This is a genomic window from Rhodococcus sp. NPDC056506, from assembly GCF_042794945.1.
Lineage (GTDB): Bacteria > Actinomycetota > Actinomycetes > Mycobacteriales > Mycobacteriaceae > Rhodococcus_F.
In genome coordinates this window covers 30,736-46,769 of record NZ_JBHTSW010000035.1, presented here as the reverse complement: position 1 = coordinate 46,769, position 16,034 = coordinate 30,736, and the positions used below count along the sequence as shown (strand labels likewise).

The following is a 16,034-nucleotide window of genomic DNA, read 5'->3' as shown; positions in this document are numbered from 1 at the left end:
GAGCGGTCTCGTCCCGGTCGCCTAGGTAGCCGGAGTCGCTGAGTTTGCCCCGAGGAGCTCGGCGTCGGCCGTCCCGGAGTTCCGCTTCGGAATGGTGAAAGTTGCGCTCACGCACAGGATTGCGATGACGAAGCACGCCACTGTGTACCAGAGGTTCCCGATGGGATCTCCCGCGCTGGTGGAACCGTCGACCGCGTCGAAGAAGTCGGGAAGCGCACTCGCCCACAGGACGGCCATGACAACCAGGTACACCACGCTGTAGATCTGCACGAACCTGTTGGTGTGTACAGGAGTGTTCGATTCTGCCGAGCGCAGGTGCGTCCATTGGCGGACGAGAACCACGATCGCGACCACTGTGAGGACTGCAAGTTCAGCGGCGTAGAGGAACCCACGAACGGTGTCACTGCCCATCCCGAAGACCGTCGCCGGGAGCGGGAGGATGAACGTACCCAGCGAGGCCAGCAGGCCGATCACGATGGTGCGCCATACCAACTGAAGCCCGGAGAAGTGCTTGCCGGCATCGACGTGCCGTCCGACGAAGTACTGGACGCAGAATGCCAGCGACATGGGCCACAGCGCGGCGAAGACGACCACGCTGGGAAGTGGAACCGCGTCGAACATGGGTTGGTTGATCGGGTTCGACGTCGACCACTCCCACCACCGCAACTGGGGTCCGAGGTGATCGAAGATTTCGTAGAACGCATGGTGGACGAAGCCGACGCAGACTGCGCCCAGTAGTGGACCGTATTTGCGGAAAACGCCCAGCATTCTGACTATTTCGAAGGCCAACGTCGCCATCAGTGGATAGATGGCAACGATGTACAGCGGCAGTCGACCCCACATGAAGTCGACGGTGAACACGTTGTGCGCGAACATCGTGTCCACTTGTTCTTCGATGCCGAACGCCGCCGGGAAGTACAGCGGAGGCTCGATGATGAACAGGTAGGCGGTGGCGCCGAACCAGAGAACCAGATTGGTGGGGTCGCCGTTGCGGCGCAACCGCACGATCGCCAGGACCAGTGCGAGCACCGAGCCGACGATGATGGTCCATTCGAGGACGGGCAGGGTCCAGTTCTCCAGCGCCGCCGGGTTACGGAACTCGACGAGTCCACCTGCTTCCTGACAGGAGAAACCGAGTTCTGTTGCGAGCTGGGAGAACGTAGGGGAGCAGTGTTCTGCCATCAGTTGGCCCCTGACGTGATCGACTCGGCTTGTGCCTGAGATTCGGCGGTGTACCAGCGTGTGCAGTCGTAGCCGTCGTCGTAACGCTTGAACCACTGGTCGGCGAGTGCGGGGAGTTTCTCGAGGTCCGGGTTGTGATTGGGCATCTGGCTGCGGAAGACACCGCCGAGTGCGACGAGTTGTTCTCCGAGTCGAAGGTTATCGAAGGCGCGAGGCATCGTGCCCTTGGTCAGATACGGAGCGAACGACGTCAGAACCTTCTGCTTGGTGCGGTGGGTGGCGAACATCGACAGTGAGTCGACTTGCCGCTCGGAGAGCGGAACGTGCTGGTTGAAGCCTGCGCAGGCGATACGAATCACCTTCATCACGTGCGCGAAGATCGACGGTGCCATCCGCATCCGGTAAAGCTCGCTTCCGACAACGGAATTGAAGATGATCAGAGCCGAGCTGCGATGCTCGACCTCCTCGACGAAGTGCCAGATGAACAGCGACGCGACGCGGTCGTCTCCCGGGCGGAACAAGGTCGCCTCGTTGTCGAGCATCAGCTTGAACACCGGAGTGAAGGTCGCCTCCAGATCAGCGGTGTATGCGAGCCGGTAGTTCAGCGAGGTTGCCTCGGTCAGTAGATCGAATTCACCGATCACGGCGTCGAGTGTGTTCTGCAGTCCGGGGTATCGCCTGATCAGAGCCTTCACATGCTGGCGGTGCGCGGTCGAGTGATGGCCTTCTTGACGCATGAATGCCACGGCTTCCTCGGCGACCTCCGGATCGCTGATCCTCGACTTGGTCTGCATGATCATCTTCACGATCATCTTCTCGAAACCGATGGCCAGGAACGAGACCGCGTTGGACATGCTCGACCAGGCCGGGTTCTCCGGGTTCCACAGGAAGGGAACGTCATGATCCTCGAATCCGAAATCCATCTTTCGGGGCTGAAGGTTGGTCACTTGTCGAACCTCGTCTTTCGGAGGGGCTGGTCAGGTGGCCGCTCTGGCACTGGAAGCCACGTGTGGCGGTAATCATACATATTGGTGTGCAGTTGTATGTTCACTTTTGTCGACGGAGGGAAATTCGAGCGGTCCGGATGCAAATGTCGCCTGTGTTAGCCTGTGGCTCTTGGACTTCGAGCGCAAAGACATGGTTCGAGCCTCGTTCGAGCGAGGAAGTGGGCAGTGGCACGAAGGCGTGGGTGGGGCGGCAATCCACCGGACAGTGACGAAGATGCGTCTCGTCGCATTGTCGAGGCCGCGGTCGAGCTGATCGGACGGACGAGTTCGGAAATCAGCATCGGCGACGTCGCCGAGTCACTCGGCGTGATCCGGCAGACCGTGTATCGATACTTTCCCAGCGCCGACGCTCTGATGAGGGCAGCTGCGATCGCGTCGGTCGACGGCTATCTCGATCGACTGACCACGCACGTGAGCGGCATCGAAGACCCCGTCGAGGCGATGACCGAGGGTGTCGTCTACACCCTGACCCAGGTCCACCGAACGCCCCATCTCGGCATTCTGCTCACAAGCACGAATTCGAGTCTTCATCCCGAAGGTCTGACCTCTCAGGAGGCGCAGGCCTTCGGAATGGCGATGATCACCCGCTTCGACGTGGACTGGCTGAGCTACGGATACGACGACGCATCACTTCAGGAACTGGTCGAATACGTCCTGCGGACTATGCAGTCGTTTTTCCTCGCGCCCGGCGATCCGAAGCGGAGCGATGAGGAACTGCGGCGATACTTACGACGCTGGATGGGTTCCGCGATCATCGCGCAGTCGGGTTCGATGAAGAGTGACCCGGTCAGCGCAGAGTTATCGTCAAAGCGACCGCGCTCGCGCACGCAACAATGACTACGACCAAGGCGAACAGGTCGGCCAGCTGAGGGCGCTTGGGGTACGCCGCGATCAATCCGGTGCCCCCGCGAGCGGAGATCGCTTCGCCCATTTCGGCAGATCGCCGAATTGCCACCGACATGGTTGTGGTGATCAGGTCGACTATCGAGTTGTCGGCAGCGCTGTTCACCACAGCTTTCGGGCGCAGTCGCCGTGCTGCAACGAGAGTGAGCATCTCGTCGATCAACAGCGGAAGCGAACGAATGCAGAGGGCTGTCGCGATCGCCCACTCGTCGACGGGAATCTTGAAGAATCGAAGCGGTCGGCCCAGAGTGGCCAGGGCAGGGGCCACATCGCTCATCGACGTCGTCCACGCCAACATCAGTGAGACACAGAGCAATACAAGGCCGAAGGTCACGGCTTGCAGGTACAGGAACACCGCGTCGAGGCCGATCGGAAGGTTGATCAATGCGCCGAGCAGAATAAGCGCCCACAGCCACCACGGAGGGTGGGGAACTGCTGTCGGGGGAATGCGTCCGATCACCGCTGTCAGCAGCAGCAGTCCGAGCACGACGCCGATCGTCGGCCAGGACGGTGTCACAACCACCACGATGCTGACGAGTACGACGGCCACGATCTTCGTTCCGGCCCACAGTCGATGGACCGGAGAAGAAGTCGGAACTTCACGCAGGAGGGTGGTCACGTTGTCGATCCTTCCAAAGCTGCGCCGGCGGACGGATCGAGTATGCGACCCTGCGACAGTCGAATCGTTCTGCTGCACACGGCATCCATGCCGTCGACGTCGTGGGAGATGACGACAACTGCTGTTCCGTTCCGACGAATCCAGCGGAGTACGTTCAGGATTTCGTGGCGGCCGGGTGGATCGAGACCGGCGAGAGGTTCGTCGAGAATGAGCACTCGGGGTTGGCGGACGAGGAGACCGGCCAGCACGACGCGTCGCATCTGCCCGCCGCTCAACTCGTCGATACTGCGGCCGGCGATGTGACGGTCGAGTCCGACGGCGTCGAGCGCCCAGGACACTTGTACGGATCCGATCTCCGGACCACCGGCGGCCTCGATGTCATCGGCGACGGTTCGGCGTTGCAATTGCAGCCGCGAATGTTGGAACGTGAGCCCGACGGTGCCTAGTTGGCGCGAGACAGGTTTGCCGTCGAAGACTGCGGTTCCCTTGCTCGGTGTGATCAGGCCGGCCATGATCCAGGCCAGGGTCGACTTACCGGAGCCGTTGCCGCCCAGGATCAGTAGCCCGTCCCCGTCGCCGATGGTCAGGTTCACCTCCGACAGTGCACGTCTCGACCACGGAGTCCGGTCGTTGTAGGTGTGCGTCACATCGGTGAGTTGGAGGACCGTGCGAGTGCCGGCCGGCCAGGGCGCCGCGGGCGGACCTGCAAACGTCGACGTCATCCAACCGGGTTGGTGGTCGATCTGCCGTCCGCGTTGCAGTTGAATCACCCGATCTGCCGCGCGGGTGTCGGCGTGGTGATGTGTCACGAGTACCACGGCCATGGGATGGCGTCGTGGAAGTTCGGCGAGGAGTGCGACCAATTCCTCCCGGCCGGCCTGATCGACCATCGCGGTGGCTTCGTCCGCGATCAGGAGAGCGGGGCGCCGCGCCAGAGCGGCAGCAACTGCCAGACGTTGCATCTCGCCACCGGAGAGCCCCGAGGTCTCGCGCATACCCATGCCGGCGAGCCCTACTTCAGCGAGCAGTGCATCGACGTCGGGATGTGACTCTGGGGGAAGCCCCCAGACGACGTCGTCCGCGACGCGGGTTCCGAGGATCTGGCTCTCCGGTCGTTGCAAGACGACGGCGGTTCCGCCCTGTCGGCCGAGGCCGGCGGACCCGGGCCTCGTCAGGGCCCCGACGGTCGGTGCGCGACCGGCGAGCAACCGGGTGAGTGTGGACTTGCCCGAGCCGTTGTGGCCGACGACAGTGACGAACTCTCCGCGTCGGACTGTGAAGTTGACATCGACGAGGGCCGGCGTCGATGCACCCGGATAGGTGAAGCCCACGTGATCGAAAGTCACCGGCAACGGATCGATCGGACGGTCGTCGGGTGTTGTCTCGAGAGGGTCGGACGATGGGAGTGCAGCCAATCGATCGAGGACGGCACCGAGGACAAAATAGGAGACGACGGTGCTCAGGACGATCCCGGAGATGATCGACGCGGCGATCCACAACCACCAGTAGTCGATGATCGAGCCGATGCTGTTCTCGATCCACTCGGCTGCCCCGACCAGGGAGGGCGCACGCTTCAAGATTGTGGACACACCCAGCGCGGTGTTCTCGAGCGAGTTCAGGAACAAGTTGCGCAGGGGCGCGAGAACAAGCAACAAGACTATGGAGAACAACGCCAGCGCCGGCCCGATGACAAATGACGACAGCAATGCGGAGATGAAGCCGAGACCACGTCGCTTGACCGTGCCGATGATTCCGCCGAGGAGGGCGCACAGTGCCACCGCCCATGCTGACCCGGAACCGGCGGCGACAAAGGCGACCGCAGTAGCCGACACTCCGGCCGTCACTACCGCACGGACCCGAAAGCGCTGGGCAACAATTCCCATCGGAACCGCAGCCACGAGGTTGAGGGCGCTGGCCATGGGGATGACCGTGGCGATGACGGACAACGCGACCGTGAATCCGGCCATGACGGCACCCGTTGCCAACTCGAGTGGTCGAAGGCTGCCGGTTTCGCGGACTTGCGGACGGTTGCTCACCACATCCAGTGTGCCAGTGGTGACATAACTCCTGCCCGACTGATGGTGAGCGCATCAGCGCGATTGCGTAGGCTTCACCTCAAACAATGCATCGGACGGAGCGTGGAAGACGTGAGTGCAGCACCCATCAGGGTCGGGGTTCTGGGAGCCAAGGGCAAGGTCGGTCGAGCGATCTGCGAGGCAGTGGAAGCTGCTCCCGATCTGGAACTTGTTGCGCAGGTCGACACCGGTGATCGCATCGAGACGTTCGTCGACGCCCGCACTCAGGTAGTGGTCGACTTCACTCACCCCGACGTCGTCATGGGAAATCTGGAATTCCTCGTGGCCAACGGAATTCACGCTGTGATCGGCACCACCGGTTTCGACGAGTCCCGGCTCGCGACTGTGCAGTCCTGGCTCGACGCCCAGCCGGCAACGGGTGTTCTGATCGCGCCCAACTTCGCCATCGGTGCGGTGCTGTTGATGCGTTTCTCGGCCGCGGCGGCGCGCTTCTTCGATTCCGTCGAGGTCATCGAACTTCACCATCCCAACAAGGCCGACGCGCCTTCGGGCACCGCATACAGAACGGCCGCCATGATTGCCGAGGCTCGCGCGGAAGCAGGCGTTGGACGCAGTCCTGACGCCACCACGACCGAACTCGAGGGTGCGCGCGGAGCCGACGTCGACGGCGTCCGGGTTCACTCCGTGCGCATGGCCGGCCTGGTTGCGCATCAGGAAGTGATTCTCGGAACGCAGGGCGAGACGCTGACCATTCGGCACGACTCCATCGATCGGAATTCGTTCGCGCCGGGCGTTCTGCTCGGTGTTCGTCAGATCGGTTCGCATCCGGGTCTGACGGTCGGTATCGATTCCTTCCTCGATCTATGAACAAGACCACCCGCACCCTCGCGCTGATCGTTGCGATCTGTATCGCGCTCGCGGTGTACTTCGTGCTGCTCGGTCAGCGCGGAATCCAGCTCATCCAGGACGGCGGTGGCGCCGCAATCGGTCTCGGGATCGGAGTGCTGATCCTGCCGTTCCTGGGGCTGTGGCTCGTCATCGCCACGCTCCGTGCGGGGTTCACGCACCAGCGTCTCGCGCAGCAGATCCACGACGAGGGCCTCACGGTCGACGCCTCTTCGCTTCCGAAATTGCCTTCGGGTCGGATCGAGCGAGCGGCCGCCGACGAGTTGTTCGCTCAGATCAAGGTCGACTGGGAAGCAGATCCGGACAACTGGAAGCAGAACTTCCGACTCGCTCGCGCCTACGACTACGCCGGTGATCGAAGCCGGGCGCGGGAAACCATGCGCCGGGCAGTGGAACTGGAACGTCGTTCGCGAGGCAAGTAGTTTCCTCTGCTGAGACCAGGGGATCGGTGAGGTGCTAGCGCTCCGGAACCGTTGTGGGAGAAGACGGATCCGGAGTGGTGGGGTCGAATGGCGGCGGGTTGTTCGGGTCGAAGCTCGTTACCGGCACCGAACACGTCGCGCCCACTTCGGGATACGTGTTCGGATTGACCCGCAATGCCGAGACGAATTGATCGATGCGAGCGTCCTCGGCGTTGTCGAGCTTGAGTTGACGGCCCCATGACTGCAGCGAGATCGGCGAATCCAGGGTCGGGTACGGCGACATCAGTGTGTAGCTCATGCCCTCGACTCGCTGCGCCAAGCGGGTCTGATCCTCGCCCGAGACGAGGTCGGGGTTGTACGTGATCCACACAGCTCCGTGTTCGAGAGAATGAACCGCATTCTCGGTCCGAATCGCTTGCGGATAAACAACTCCGGTGCAGTTTGCCCAGACCGAATCATGACGGCCGCCGAAAGGCGGTGAATGCGTGTACGCCACACGTTCGTTCGGGCGTACGTGTTGAGCGGCTGGGTAATCGACCGCGACAACTCCGTCGATGGCTTCGGACGGATCCGGGTTGTCGACGCTCGGAACAAACGCATCCGGACGAGGTGTTCCTTCGACGGAATTCGCGCACGAAGCCAGCGCGAGAACTGCCGAGATCGCCACTGTCGCTCGAAGTTGTTTGTTCACTCGGTCATGATAGCGGCGTCCGATCGGTTTCCCTGGGACGTGAATCGACTACGAGCCGAGAGAGCCGCTCGCACCGCCCGACAGTGCGATGTCACTGGCACCGCGAAGAATTCGCAGCGGCGGCAACGGCCCTTTGTATGCCTCGGAACCGCTGATCAGATCACCCGCAGCGTCGAACGCGATCGCTTCACCTTGTGGCTCGTCGGGAAGGGGAACACGAATCGGTTTGGTGGTCAACGCTTTCACGACATCACCATCGGGAGCTGAATACAGGTAGACGTCCGTGTACGTGCGAAGCGCTACTACCGTGCCGTCCTTGCTCACAGCGCCGCCCGTGACGGCCATCGTGCCGGCATGAGGAACCGGCCCACCGGAAGTGAGGGTGGGTGTCATCATCAGCTGGCCCACTTCGGCCAATATGGTCGGCGACGACGTACTCAGATCTTGAACATGCTGTCGCTCAGCGGTTGTGTAGACGACGCTTGCGCCGAAATAGTCCTTGGTGACGATGACGGGAAGGCCGTCGCTCTGGATCAACAGTGTCTCGGCGTCGTGCGCCCCGTCTGGATAAACAAGGGGGTAGGAGGTAGCGGTACCTGAAGTCGGATCGAGTTCGATCAGCCCGATCGACGTTCGTACCGCGTTGTTGTCGCCGATGTCTGCCAGCCACAGATGGCCGTCAGGAGTCGACGAGAGATCCTCGACATCGACGCGAGGAGTGCCCACATTGATCCAGCGCTGAACGTGGCAGTTCGAATCGAGTTCGGCGACGCGATCGTCAGAGCCGCTGTCGCCGATTGCGTACATCCCGGCCGCGGTGACGGTGAGTCCGGACAGCTCGGAAAGGCCCGCATCGATGGGTGTGCACAGTGCGTCGAAGACGCGCGAGGCCTGGTGCGCCGCCGCCGGAGCAGCGTGAACGCCGACGATTGCGGCGGCGAGAGCAACCGAGCCGGCAGCCGCGGAGATCGAATGGGCAAGCGCGCGTTTCCACATCACAATTTCCACATCACAATGGAGTCCTTCTGGCCGAAAATCGGGACTTAGTACCCAGACAATACTGGACGTCCGTCTCGGTTTGTCAGAAAAGAGCAAGAAATGGACTACGCCTCGACGTCGTGATGCGTCAGTGGTTCGCCGAATGAATGTGGGTGCCGGAGGGGATACTCGACTCACCGGCGATCGGCGACAACGAGCAGGAAGTGACGAAGCGATGGCGAAGAGTGATCCCGAAAAGCACAGTGATCCCGAGAAGCAGAGTGATCCCGAAAAGCAAGGAGCAGACTCCCCGTCTCAGTTGATCGACAAGCGAATCGAGGAACTCGGAGATTGGCGGGGCGAGACGCTCTCGCGGATACGCACTCTGATCAAAGAGACGGATCCGGATGTAGTGGAGGAATGGAAGTGGCGAGGAGTTCCGGTGTGGTACCACGCCGGAATGATCTGTACCGGTGAGACGTACAAGAGTGCAGTCAAGGTGACTTTTGCCAAAGGCGCATCACTCGAGGACTCCTCAGGTCTCTTCAACTCCAGCCTCGAGGGCAATACGAGGCGGGCGATCGACTTTCACGAGGGCGAATCCGTCAACGAAAAGGCGTTCAAGGCACTCGTTCACGCCGCGATTGCCCTGAACACCTCGAAAAAGTGACTTCTTGTCAGAGTTGATATTCAGCGAGGTCGAACGCGCTGAGTAGCGTGCGGAATTTTGTACTGGTCTCTCGCAGTTCGGTTTCAGGATCGGAAGAAGCGACGATGCCGCCGCCGGCGTAGGCCCGCGCCGAGAGGCCGTCTGCTGCGACCTCGGCGCAACGAATAGCTACCATCCACTCGCCGTCTCCAGTCCGGTCGCACCACCCCACGGCACCGGCATAGAACCCACGATCGGCTTCGGTTGCGGTGATGTACTCGCGTGCGGCGACCGTCGGTGTGCCGCAGACAGCCGGAGTCGGATGCAGCGCCATTGCGAGTTCGAGCGAGGTCAGGCTCGGGTCGATCAGGACTCCTTCGATCTTGGTCCCGAGGTGCCACAGTTGCGGTGTCCGAAGGATTTCCGGTGCGCTGGGTGCATTGAAGGACGTGCACAGTGGTCCGAGTATCGCGCTGATGGAGTCGACCACAAACGCGTGTTCGGCGAGATCTTTGGTCGACGCGCGGAGTTGCTCGGCATTCGCCTCGTCCTGATCCGAATTCGGGTGGCGCGCAATCGAGCCCGCCAAAGGGTGGCAGGTGACGACGCCGCCTCGCCTTTCGATCAGAACCTCGGGCGTCGAACCGACCAGCGAACGCCCGCGGTACTTTCCTCCGGCGGGGGACAGGTCGACGCAGAAACCGTTGTGCGCGTGATCGAGTGCAATCAGTGTCTCGGCCAGAGCGACGGGGAAGATCGTGGACTCGGCCTCGAGTGTCAGGGAGCGTGCGAGGACAACTTTGTCGAGTTCGCCTGCTCGAAGATGTTCGATGGCTACGCGGACCCTGTCGGTGTGGATCTGCGGGCTCGGTTCGAATCCGGCAACTCGCGCAGTGGGGAGGGCCTGAATGTTCGAGTGATGGAGATCACCCCTGACTCGCGTGAAACTCAGTGGCGCAGTGAGGGCGGACGGCGTCTCCGAAGAAAAAGGAAGGGCGCCGACGACCGAGTCGATACGCCCCGTTTTGAGGGCTTCAGCCGCGTCGAAGGCCGAGTTGAATTCTTCGACTACTCCCGAAGTGCGGATCGACGTTTGCCTACGTGAGAGCAGGAAAACGGAGTCCGATTCATCGTCAGTCCGGTTGTTGCGCAACGGGAATTCGGATACTTCGGCGAGTGCTGACATGGACACCCTTCCAGTTCGATCGGAACATCTGCTATATTGAGGCTAGCCTAAGTTTGCGCGATTTACGTCGCCACGATTTCTGTCGATGGGGACAGAAATTGTGGGTGGCGGACGCGTTCGTGTACTCGAATTTGTCCGCTACTTCACGGCAACGGTCGTCGCTACCTACGGTGCGGTTTTGCGGCACGTTCGCGTCGAATCGCCGTAGTGTCGGACTGGTGAAGACGCTCTTGGTGGTTCACCACTCACCCTCGCCTGGAACACATGAACTTCTCGATGCTGTTGTGGCCGGTGCCCACGATCCTGATATCGAGGGTGTCGAAGTCAAGGTGATTCCGGCATTGGCTGCAACGGTGCCCGACGTATTGGGTGCAGACGGTTATATCTTCGGAACATCGGCGAACTTCGGATACATGTCCGGCGCCTTGAAGTATTTTTTCGACACCACCTACTACCAATGCCTCGGTGCGGTAGACGGCAGGCCGTACGGGTTGTGGGTTCACGGCAATAACGACACCGCTGGTGCGGTCGCTTCCGTGGACAAGATCGTGAAAGGACTCGGTTTGAATCGCGTAGCCGACATTCTCGAAAGTGCTGGCAGTGTTGACAGATCGGTCCGAGAGCGATGCTATGAATTGGGGGCAACGGTCGCTGCTGTCATGACTATCTGATCGATTATGCGATTCTTCGCCGGTGGATTTCGAAAGAGAAATTTCCGGTCGTCGAGCTTCTTAGTTTAGGCTACCCATATTCGGTGAGTGCTGCTCCCAGCAGCCTCTAGTGGAACGCCCCGGTATTCGTGTGCCGGGTCACGTCACAAACTGAAGAATCCACATGGGAGACGGCTCAGTGCGAAAGAAGAGTGCAGGAGAAAGTAGGACAACCTCCACGCCACCGTTGGCGATACGGAGTTTGCGACGATTCGTGGCCATCGCAGGGTTGCTGATTGTCGCTCTCGTGGCGATGATCGGTTGCAGTAGCGATTCGAACGACGAACCGACCAAGGCTGCAGAGCCCACGACCCGCGTGATCGAAACCGCGAAGGGTTCGGTCACCGTGCCCGCGTCGGCGGAGCGCATCGTGGTTCTGAGCGGCGGACTCGCCGGATACTTGTACGCCCTGGACGCACCGGTAGTGGCCACCGATACTCGCGTCCTCGGTGTCACCAACTTCGAGGGCGGATTCCCGCCGGCATGGTCGGATGCCGCAAAGGCGCAGGGCACCAAGGAATTGCCTGCCGGCGAGCAGCTCAACATCGAAGCCGTCGCGGCAGCTGAACCCGACCTGATCATCGGCGGTGGCCAGGGAATCACCTCTGTTCAGTCCGAGGAACTCTACGATCAGCTCACTGCTATCGCACCCACCGTCCTGGTCCCCAAGACGGTCGCCGCGTGGGACAAGCAGCTCGAGATCGTCGCCGACGCCGCTGGCCGTTCCGACCAGGTTCCGGCACTGATGAGCGCGTACGAGGACAAGGTCAAAGAGGTCAAGGGCAAGATCAAGGTTCCCGAGGGCAACGTCGTCTACTTCCTCTCGGTCTCGAGCAACAAGCCGTACCTCGTGCCGCCGACGGCCGCGCTGCCCGCGATGCTCGCCGAGCTCGGTTTCAAGGCCGACGACGTCATGGCCAAGGCCGGCAACCCGCAGCTCTTCGGCTCGGGTGACTCGTTCGAGGTCAGCCCGGAACTGCTCTCGCAGGTCGCCGATGCGCCTGTCGCCTTTGTCATTCCGGTGTCCGGTCGCCCGATGGCCGAGCTTGCCACCGATCCGCTCTACTCGCAGTTGCCGTCGTTCAAGGCAGGCACGACGTTCGAGCTCCCCGCCAGCAGCTACCGTCCTGACTACGACGGCGCAATGGCTACCCTCGACCTGATCGGCCAGACCTTCGCATGACTCGATTCGGTGGGCTGGTGATCGATGTTTCACCCTTGCGCACCAGCCGTCCCTTCAGGTACGCCTTTTGCGCACGATTGATCTCGCTGCTCGGGATCGGACTGCTCGTCGTAGCCGTCCCCGCGCAGACGTACCAGCTCACCGGGTCGACTTTGCAGGTTGCCGGAGTGTCCACGGCGATGGCCATCGCCATGTTCTTCGGCAGCCTGATCGGCGGCGTGCTCGCTGATCGTTACGACCGGCGACGCACAATCCAGTTGGCCCGCAGTGCTGCGGGTCTCGGCTTTGTCATTCTCGGGTGCAATGCGCTTATGCCGCACCCGTCGATGTGGGTCATCTACGTCGCGGCCGCTGTCGACGGCTTGGCCGGCGGTGTCAGCAGCTCGGCCTTGATGGCTTTGATGCCGATGTTGTTGCCGCGCAACAAGATGGCTGCGGCCGGCGCTTTGGTAGCGCTGACCACCGACATCGGGACGATGATCTCGCCGGCAATCGCCGGCGTGATCATCGCCTCCGGCGGCATCCCCGCGACATACTTTGTTGCCGCGGTGGCCACCGCAGCAACTGTCACGTTGTTCCAAGCCATCGGCCCTTCCCCTGCGCCGGGCACGAGTCACGAAAGCCCGATACGCGCTCTCGTGACCGGCGTGAAATTCGCCGGCACGCACACAGTCATTCGCGGCATCCTGATCAGCGGACTGTTGGTCATGTTCGTCAGCGGACCGATGGTGCTGCTGCCGGCATTCGTCGACCAGGTTCTCGGCGGCGGACCCACCATGCTCGGTCTGCTCTACGGCGCACCGGCTGTCGGCGCTGTGATCGGTTCACTTACCAGTGGTTGGACGGGACGGGTCCACCACAACGGCGCCGCCATGTTGATCTCTGTTGCGCTGATGCCTCTCGGCCTGGTGGTACTGGGTGCGTCGGGAGCAGCGATCGTATCGTTCCTGGGCCTGGCCGGCTTCGGCCTTGGCCGCGCACTCAACGACATTCTGAGATTTGCAGTCCTTCAACAGAACACGCCGGACGAATTGCGCGGACGCGTGTCCAGTCTGTGGATGGTGCAAGCCGTCACGGGTACGGCGATCGGTTCGATGGCAGCCGGGTTCCTCGGGCAGTGGCTCGAGCCTGGCGCTGCGCTGCTGGCCTTGGGTCTCGCCGGTCTGACATTGGGCCTGCTGCTCCTGGCAGCATTGGGTTCGGTGCGCCGGGTAACTTCGGAGATCAACGAAGTCGATCACTCCGAAAACACTGTGCCGGTGGGGAATGCTCCGCCGGAAAAGGAAGGTAGTTCATGAACCGAGGAGACCACCTCGCGACCATCGCCGAAGTTCTGGCGGGAACCACCGGCGCAAAAGTGCCGTACCCCATCGGTATTCGCGAACTCGAAGTTGTTCGCAGCGAAATGGTCGGGACAGGACTGTTGCGTCTGACCTTGGGTGGACCCGAGTTGGCGGGCTTCGAATCGCACGCTCCCGACGAGCATGTCCGCCTCGTCTACCCGGATGCCGACGGCACTTTGCGACTGCCCGAACGAGACGGATTCAGCCTGAAATGGCCTCGTCCGCTGCCAATTTCGCGTGAGTACACCGTCCGTCGCTACGACGCCGAAGCAGGAGAGTTGGACCTCGACTTCGCGCTCCACGAAGGGGGGTACGCCTCTGACTGGGCTCAGGCCGCAACGATCGGCACTCGGGTGCACGTGGCCGGGCCGCCCGGCGGCGTCGTGGTTCCGTGGACGTACGACCGCTACCTGCTCGCCGGCGACATCACCGCCCTTCCTGCCATTGCTCGTTGGCTCGAGATGATGCCCGCTGCTGCAGCTGGGTGGGTGTTCGTCGAGATCACCGACCCTTCGCAGGAAATCGAACTCACCGTTCCGGAAGGCGTCGAGGTGCGATGGCTGCACCGCGGCGACGTCCCAGCCGGTCACTCGGATCTGCTCGAGGAGGCAGTGCGGACGGTCACCGTCCCCGAGGGCGAGCGCGTCTACGCCTGGATCTCCGGTGAGGCCACCAGTCTCAAGCCGATTCGCAGATTCGTGCGCGACGAACTCGGATTGAGTTCGGGCGACCACCTGATCACGGGCTACTGGAAGCGCGGAGTCGCGGACTTCGACGAGGACGACGACGACCACTGAACATCGGTTGACGCCGGTTTCGGCATCGTCACCGCGACAACGAGTCCGACAATCGCAACGATTGCCGCTACTCCGAAAGCTGTGGCGAATGCCGAGTGCTGGGGAAGGCCGCCGGATGAAGTCGCGCCCGCGATGATCCCGGCGGCGATCTGGGTTCCGACGGCGGAACCCAACGATCTGGCGATAGTGATGATCGCCGTGGTGACACCCACTCGGTCTGCCGCTGCGCTGTCGGCGGAGATGACGAACACTGCTGTCGACGCGGCGGCGACGCCGGTACCCGCCAGGATCAGGACGACAACGATCTGCCACATTGTCGTGGCAAAGACGCCGACCGCGCCGCTGAGGCCGAGGAAGGCAACTCCCGCTACTGCAACGGCTTTCGTACCCACACGTTGTGCCAGCTTTCCGGAGATCACCGAGGCGATCACCGCTGCACCGTAGCCGATGCACAGCAGGAATCCGATGGCACTGGTCGACGCGCCGCGGCCGAATCCGCTCTCCGCCGGTACGGCGAGTTGTTGCGGAAGTAGATAGACGACTGCGCCGTAGGTAAATCCGAAAACCACGCCGACGACCACAGCGCTCCACATCGAACGATGCCGCATCATCGTCAGGTCGACCATCGGCTCGTGTGTCCGGCTCTGATACCTGGCCCAGATCGAGAACACCGCAGCGGCAGCGAGAACAAGCAGCATCGACGTCGGTGCGCCCCACCCGTTGCTCGACGCGCTCGCCAGCCATGCTGTCAGCGTCAGCAGCCCCAGCGCCAATCCACCCGCTCCCGGCCAATCGAGACGGCCGCCGATATTCGAGTTGTGATCCCGTGGTGTGCTCACGGCAAAAGCAAGAGCGCCGAGGAGGACGAAGGCGGTCGGCACTGCGTACATCGCCGTGCGGGAGATGTTTTCGGCCACCGGTCCCGCCAGCACGACTCCCAGAGCGCCGCCCGCGACGACGACGGCACCGAGCAATCCGGTGGCAGTCTTCAGCTGTTCCGAGGACAAAGTGCGTCGCAGGACCACGAAGCTCACGGGCAACAACCCGAGCCCGAATCCCTGGAGAAACTGGCCGAGGACGAACAGCGGGAAGATCGTTGCGAGAGCGGACACGGTGCCGCCGAGGACGACGATGGTCGTGATCGCGAGCAACGTGGGACGGGCGCCGTACACGTCGGCTATTCGGCCGGCCATCGGCGTGACGAGAACGGTGCTCAACGTCAGAGCGACGGATGCCAACGCCCCGACGTCGGCACTCACCCCGAAGTCCCTCTGTACCAGGGGGAGTGCGGGGACGATGATGCTTTCGAGAGCGGCGACCGCAGCGATCAGCAATGTCAGGCTGGCAATTGTTGCTACCGGTCGCTGCCGATTTCCGGAGTTGCTCTCAGTGGTCATCGGGCTCTCTTTCGATCGGGGAGTG

The 16,034-nt window shown here is 62.1% G+C and carries 17 protein-coding genes; 9 read left to right on the top strand and 8 right to left on the bottom strand.

Annotated features, from left to right (window positions below; translation table 11 throughout):
• Positions 1-21 precede the first annotated feature (21 nt).
• A complete protein-coding gene (locus ACFQ6H_RS22825) occupies positions 22-1,182 on the bottom strand; it encodes a hypothetical protein (protein WP_378648771.1) in 1,161 nt (386 codons plus the stop codon).
• Positions 1,182-2,129: a metal-dependent hydrolase gene (locus ACFQ6H_RS22820; RefSeq protein ID WP_378648769.1), complete on the bottom strand. Its 948-nt coding sequence runs from the start codon at positions 2,127-2,129 to the stop codon at positions 1,182-1,184. The genes ACFQ6H_RS22825 and ACFQ6H_RS22820 overlap by 1 nt, the downstream gene beginning before the upstream one ends.
• Before the next feature lie 225 nt (positions 2,130-2,354).
• On the opposite strand from ACFQ6H_RS22820, the gene ACFQ6H_RS22815 reads away from it, so the two are divergent.
• Positions 2,355-3,026: a TetR/AcrR family transcriptional regulator gene (locus ACFQ6H_RS22815; RefSeq protein ID WP_378545618.1), complete on the top strand. Its 672-nt coding sequence runs from the start codon at positions 2,355-2,357 to the stop codon at positions 3,024-3,026.
• Here ACFQ6H_RS22815 and ACFQ6H_RS22810 read toward each other — a convergent pair.
• Positions 2,977-3,711 carry an energy-coupling factor transporter transmembrane component T family protein gene (locus ACFQ6H_RS22810; protein WP_378449847.1) on the bottom strand — a complete coding sequence of 245 codons (735 nt, stop codon included), beginning with the start codon at positions 3,709-3,711 and terminating at the stop codon, positions 2,977-2,979. The genes ACFQ6H_RS22815 and ACFQ6H_RS22810 overlap by 50 nt on opposite strands.
• Positions 3,708-5,747 carry an ATP-binding cassette domain-containing protein gene (locus tag ACFQ6H_RS22805; RefSeq protein WP_378648767.1) on the bottom strand — a complete coding sequence of 680 codons (2,040 nt, stop codon included), beginning with the start codon at positions 5,745-5,747 and terminating at the stop codon, positions 3,708-3,710. Before ACFQ6H_RS22805 ends, ACFQ6H_RS22810 begins: the two co-directional genes overlap by 4 nt.
• 102 nt (positions 5,748-5,849) lie before the next feature.
• Between ACFQ6H_RS22805 and dapB the strand changes: the two genes are divergently transcribed.
• Positions 5,850-6,614, top strand: coding sequence for a 4-hydroxy-tetrahydrodipicolinate reductase (dapB, locus tag ACFQ6H_RS22800; protein ID WP_378533533.1), 765 nt, complete (start codon positions 5,850-5,852; stop codon positions 6,612-6,614).
• The gene (locus tag ACFQ6H_RS22795; protein WP_283303888.1) at positions 6,611-7,075 is read left to right on the top strand and encodes a hypothetical protein; all 465 of its coding nucleotides are present in this window, start codon (positions 6,611-6,613) and stop codon (positions 7,073-7,075) included. The genes dapB and ACFQ6H_RS22795 overlap by 4 nt, the downstream gene beginning before the upstream one ends.
• Positions 7,076-7,109: 34 nt before the next feature.
• Here the strand turns inward: ACFQ6H_RS22795 and ACFQ6H_RS22790 are convergent, their stop codons facing one another.
• Both ACFQ6H_RS22790 and ACFQ6H_RS22785 read right to left on the bottom strand, forming a co-directional pair.
• Positions 7,110-7,766 carry a DUF3105 domain-containing protein gene (locus ACFQ6H_RS22790; RefSeq protein ID WP_378545612.1) on the bottom strand — a complete coding sequence of 219 codons (657 nt, stop codon included), beginning with the start codon at positions 7,764-7,766 and terminating at the stop codon, positions 7,110-7,112.
• 48 nt (positions 7,767-7,814) lie between these two features.
• On the bottom strand, positions 7,815-8,774 hold the full coding sequence (locus ACFQ6H_RS22785; RefSeq protein WP_378648764.1) for a hypothetical protein: 960 nt from the start codon (positions 8,772-8,774) through the stop codon (positions 7,815-7,817).
• A gap of 205 nt (positions 8,775-8,979) precedes the next feature.
• Here ACFQ6H_RS22785 and ACFQ6H_RS22780 point away from each other — a divergent pair, with 205 nt between their 5' ends.
• Complete coding sequence (locus tag ACFQ6H_RS22780; protein WP_378648762.1) at positions 8,980-9,414, top strand: DUF1801 domain-containing protein; 435 nt, start codon at positions 8,980-8,982, stop codon at positions 9,412-9,414.
• A gap of 7 nt (positions 9,415-9,421) precedes the next feature.
• Here ACFQ6H_RS22780 and ACFQ6H_RS22775 read toward each other — a convergent pair whose 3' ends face one another.
• Positions 9,422-10,579: an isochorismate synthase MenF gene (locus tag ACFQ6H_RS22775; RefSeq protein WP_378648760.1), complete on the bottom strand. Its 1,158-nt coding sequence runs from the start codon at positions 10,577-10,579 to the stop codon at positions 9,422-9,424.
• Between the two features lie 85 nt (positions 10,580-10,664).
• Between ACFQ6H_RS22775 and ACFQ6H_RS22770 the strand changes: the two genes are divergently transcribed.
• The 5 genes from ACFQ6H_RS22770 (at position 10,665) to ACFQ6H_RS22750 (ending at position 14,612) form a co-directional block, all read left to right on the top strand.
• Positions 10,665-10,787 (top strand): hypothetical protein, encoded by a 123-nt coding sequence (locus ACFQ6H_RS22770; protein ID WP_378545600.1) that lies wholly within the window; start codon positions 10,665-10,667, stop codon positions 10,785-10,787.
• Between the two features lie 10 nt (positions 10,788-10,797).
• On the top strand, positions 10,798-11,250 hold the full coding sequence (locus tag ACFQ6H_RS22765) for a flavodoxin family protein (protein ID WP_378545597.1): 453 nt from the start codon (positions 10,798-10,800) through the stop codon (positions 11,248-11,250).
• 163 nt (positions 11,251-11,413) lie between these two features.
• Positions 11,414-12,472, top strand: a complete 1,059-nt coding sequence (locus tag ACFQ6H_RS22760) for a Fe2+-enterobactin ABC transporter substrate-binding protein (RefSeq protein ID WP_378648758.1) — start codon at positions 11,414-11,416, stop codon at positions 12,470-12,472.
• A complete protein-coding gene (entS, locus tag ACFQ6H_RS22755; RefSeq protein ID WP_378648756.1) occupies positions 12,469-13,770 on the top strand; it encodes an enterobactin transporter EntS in 1,302 nt (433 codons plus the stop codon). Before ACFQ6H_RS22760 ends, entS begins: the two co-directional genes overlap by 4 nt.
• Positions 13,767-14,612: a siderophore-interacting protein gene (locus ACFQ6H_RS22750; protein ID WP_378648754.1), complete on the top strand. Its 846-nt coding sequence runs from the start codon at positions 13,767-13,769 to the stop codon at positions 14,610-14,612. Before entS ends, ACFQ6H_RS22750 begins: the two co-directional genes overlap by 4 nt.
• Here ACFQ6H_RS22750 and ACFQ6H_RS22745 read toward each other — a convergent pair.
• On the bottom strand, positions 14,561-16,009 hold the full coding sequence (locus tag ACFQ6H_RS22745; protein ID WP_378648752.1) for an MFS transporter: 1,449 nt from the start codon (positions 16,007-16,009) through the stop codon (positions 14,561-14,563). The two genes, ACFQ6H_RS22750 and ACFQ6H_RS22745, sit on opposite strands and share 52 nt — an antisense overlap.
• Between the last annotated feature and the right edge of the window lie 25 nt (positions 16,010-16,034).

Coding starts and splice junctions, on each gene's coding strand:
- ACFQ6H_RS22825 (WP_378648771.1), bottom strand. CDS start 1,182: ATGGCAGAACACTGCTCCCCTACGTTCTCCCAGCTCGCAACAGAACTC.
- ACFQ6H_RS22795 (WP_283303888.1), top strand. CDS start 6,611: ATGAACAAGACCACCCGCACCCTCGCGCTGATCGTTGCGATCTGTATC.
- ACFQ6H_RS22780 (WP_378648762.1), top strand. CDS start 8,980: ATGGCGAAGAGTGATCCCGAAAAGCACAGTGATCCCGAGAAGCAGAGT.
- ACFQ6H_RS22775 (WP_378648760.1), bottom strand. CDS start 10,579: ATGTCAGCACTCGCCGAAGTATCCGAATTCCCGTTGCGCAACAACCGG.
- ACFQ6H_RS22770 (WP_378545600.1), top strand. CDS start 10,665: ATGGGGACAGAAATTGTGGGTGGCGGACGCGTTCGTGTACTCGAATTT.
- ACFQ6H_RS22760 (WP_378648758.1), top strand. CDS start 11,414: ATGGGAGACGGCTCAGTGCGAAAGAAGAGTGCAGGAGAAAGTAGGACA.
- entS (WP_378648756.1), top strand. CDS start 12,469: ATGACTCGATTCGGTGGGCTGGTGATCGATGTTTCACCCTTGCGCACC.
- ACFQ6H_RS22750 (WP_378648754.1), top strand. CDS start 13,767: ATGAACCGAGGAGACCACCTCGCGACCATCGCCGAAGTTCTGGCGGGA.
- ACFQ6H_RS22745 (WP_378648752.1), bottom strand. CDS start 16,009: ATGACCACTGAGAGCAACTCCGGAAATCGGCAGCGACCGGTAGCAACA.